This is a genomic window from Neorhodopirellula pilleata (assembly GCF_007859915.1).
Lineage (GTDB): Bacteria > Planctomycetota > Planctomycetia > Pirellulales > Pirellulaceae > Rhodopirellula > Rhodopirellula pilleata.
In genome coordinates, this window is record NZ_SJPM01000059.1 from 1 (window position 1) to 2,889 (window position 2,889).

1 protein-coding gene is annotated in these 2,889 nt (G+C 54.4%); it reads left to right on the forward strand.

The genetic code is table 11. The features are described 5' to 3' along the window. A partial coding sequence (locus Pla100_RS30155) for a DUF4347 domain-containing protein (RefSeq protein WP_146583103.1) occupies positions 1-2,889 on the forward strand: 2,889 nt, incomplete at both ends.

Consider the following 2,889-nt stretch of genomic DNA (forward strand, 5'->3'; position numbering starts at 1 on the left):
TCGTATGCCGGCGACATCGCCGCATGGGGACACGCCTTGGACGCCCAAGCTAATCTATTGATCTACGGTTGTGACCTCGCCCGCACTACGGAAGGTCAAGACCTGATCGAGATGCTGGCGATTGTTTGTGATTGCGAAGTCACTGAATCAGAGGGAACCGAAGCAGACGACGACATCATTTTGGCTGATGATGTGTCGGTCAGTGAGGAGGTCGTGTTTGTCCAAAGTTCGCTATTCGAACTGGACCAACTGGTGCAGGAGCTCTACGGCGCCGATTCAGCTGATCGCGTATTGCATGTGATTGTGCTGGATCAAGGTCAAGACGGCTTTCTGCAGATCGACGAGGCCCTCCAGCATTATTCCAACCTTGATGCGATCCATTTTGTTTCGCACGGCACCGACGGCATGATCCAGCTGGGCGGTTCGTGGTTGACGGCAAGCAACGTCGACCAGCACCTCGACGATCTGCAACGCTGGGGCATGGCGCTCAACGAGTCCGGCGACATACTGATCTACGGTTGTGATGTCGCTCAAAGCGCCGATGGCCGATCGTTGATTGATGCGATCGCGAATGCAACGCAAGCGGATGTGGCGGCTTCGAGCGACGATACAGGTGGAACCAATCGGGGTGGCAATTGGAGTTTCGAGTTCACGCACGGCGAGATCGAAACCGCGAACGCATTTGGATTGGAAATTCAACAAAGCTACGGCGGGTTGCTGGCCACTTATACCGTCACGAATACCAATAACAGTGGTGCGGGGTCACTGCGACAGGCGATCACCGATGCTAATAACAATGCCGGGGCCGATTCAATCGTCTTTAATATTGGAAGCGGTGTCAAGACGATCAATTTAGCCAGCGATCTGCCGTTCTTGTATAGTCAAGTCACGATAGATGCAACGACTCAAAGCGGATACGCAGGAACGCCCTTGATTGTGCTCAACGGTGGCGGCACAGTCGTTGATGGGATAAGGCTGTGGGGTGGAAGCGATGGCAGCACAGTTCGCGGCCTCGTACTCAATAATTTCACTGGCAAAGCAATCGACGTCGCTACCTCAAGCAACACGACGATTGCTGGCAACTATATCGGAATTAATCAAGCTGGCGCTTCCGCAGCTGGTAATTCAATCGGCATCAACGTTTTTGACAGTACCGGAACTGTGATTGGCGGCTCGACCGCAGCCAACCGAAACATGATCTCGGGAAACACCGATATTGGTGTGCTGATCAGTGGTACAAGTTCTGGCAATTTCATTCGCGGAAACTATATCGGAACCAACGCGGCCGGGACTTCGGCCGTTGGCAATCAGAGTCACGCTATTCTCGTTTCCGCTGCAAATAATACGATCGGCGGCGCGACCTCCGGATACGGCAATGTGATCAGCGGAACGATTTCCGGAAACGGAATCACGTTGTCGTCTACTGCCACCGGAACCACGATCCAGGGCAACTACATTGGTACCAATGCCGCTGGCACGTCAGCCATCGCCAACTCGAGCTACGGAATCGAGGTGCAATCCGCCAGCAATACCATCGGAGGTAGCACAACCAACTCAAGAAACGTCGTCAGTGGAAACGCGGATCGCGGCATTTTCATCAACACGGCCAACAATAATACGATTCAAGGTAACTACGTCGGACTCAATGCCGCTGGGACGTCCGCGATCGCCAACGGTTCAGTCGGCATCTACATACTTGACAGCACGGGGACAGCGATCGGCGGAACGTCGGCCGGCCAAAGAAACGTCGTCTCGGGAAACACAGACCAAGGCATTTTCTTTAACAATGCCGACAACAGTACCGTCTATGGCAACTATGTCGGAACGAACGCGGCAGGGACCGGTGATGTCGACGGAACGACGTCGGACACCACCAACACGGGCTTGGTGATGCTCAATGGTTCCAGCGGGAACACGGTTGGCAACGGCGCTGCAAGCGGAAGAAATATATTCTCCGGCAACAATCATTTTGGAGCAGAAATCCAAGGCTCAACTTCACAGAACAACACATTCAATGGCAATTACTTCGGCACCACGTCTTCGGGTACAACCGCACTTGGAAACTCAAATGGTGGCTTCTCGTTCTGGGGAGCTGGGACGGGAAACGTACTCAGGAACAGTACGATTGCCGGAAATCTAGGTAACGGAATCCTGGTCGGCAACGCATCCAGCGGAGCCATTATTCAAGGGAACTATGTCGGCCTGGGCTCCACCGGATCAACCATTATCGCGAACGCATTGTCGGGAATCAGCGTGGAAGGTGCGTCGATCAACACGCTGATCGGCACGAACGCCGACGGCAGCAACGACGCCGCTGAAGCCAATACCATTTCAGGCAATTTGAATGGCATCTTTATCAACGGATCGGGGACCACTGGCACGATGGTCTACGGCAATCGCATCGGTACCGATTTGACAGGCTTGCTTGATCGAGGCAACACGTTTGATGGGATTCGTATCGCGAACGGTGCCACGGCAAATTACATCGGCGGAAGTGGAACGGCGAGACGAAACATCATCGCCGGCAACGATCAGGACGGCGTTCATATCGATGGCGAGACATCCGATGGCAACTTTATCCAAAACAACTACATCGGTCTCGCCAGCGACGGATTGACCGTTCTGGGCAACGGCGGCGACGGAATCTTTATCAGCGGCGGAGCGGACAACACAACCATCGGCGGCAACGGTCTTGGCAACACCATCATGGGCAGTGGCCTCATTGGAATCGAAATCGATGGTGCCAGTACAGGTACGATCATCACGGGCAACTACATCGGTACGAACGCCGCTGGCACGGTGACCAATGGTAGTGGTGAGAACGGCATCCTGCTTGAGTCTGGTGCCGCCAGTACAACGATCGGCGGTACGGGCACGGGGCTGGCGAAC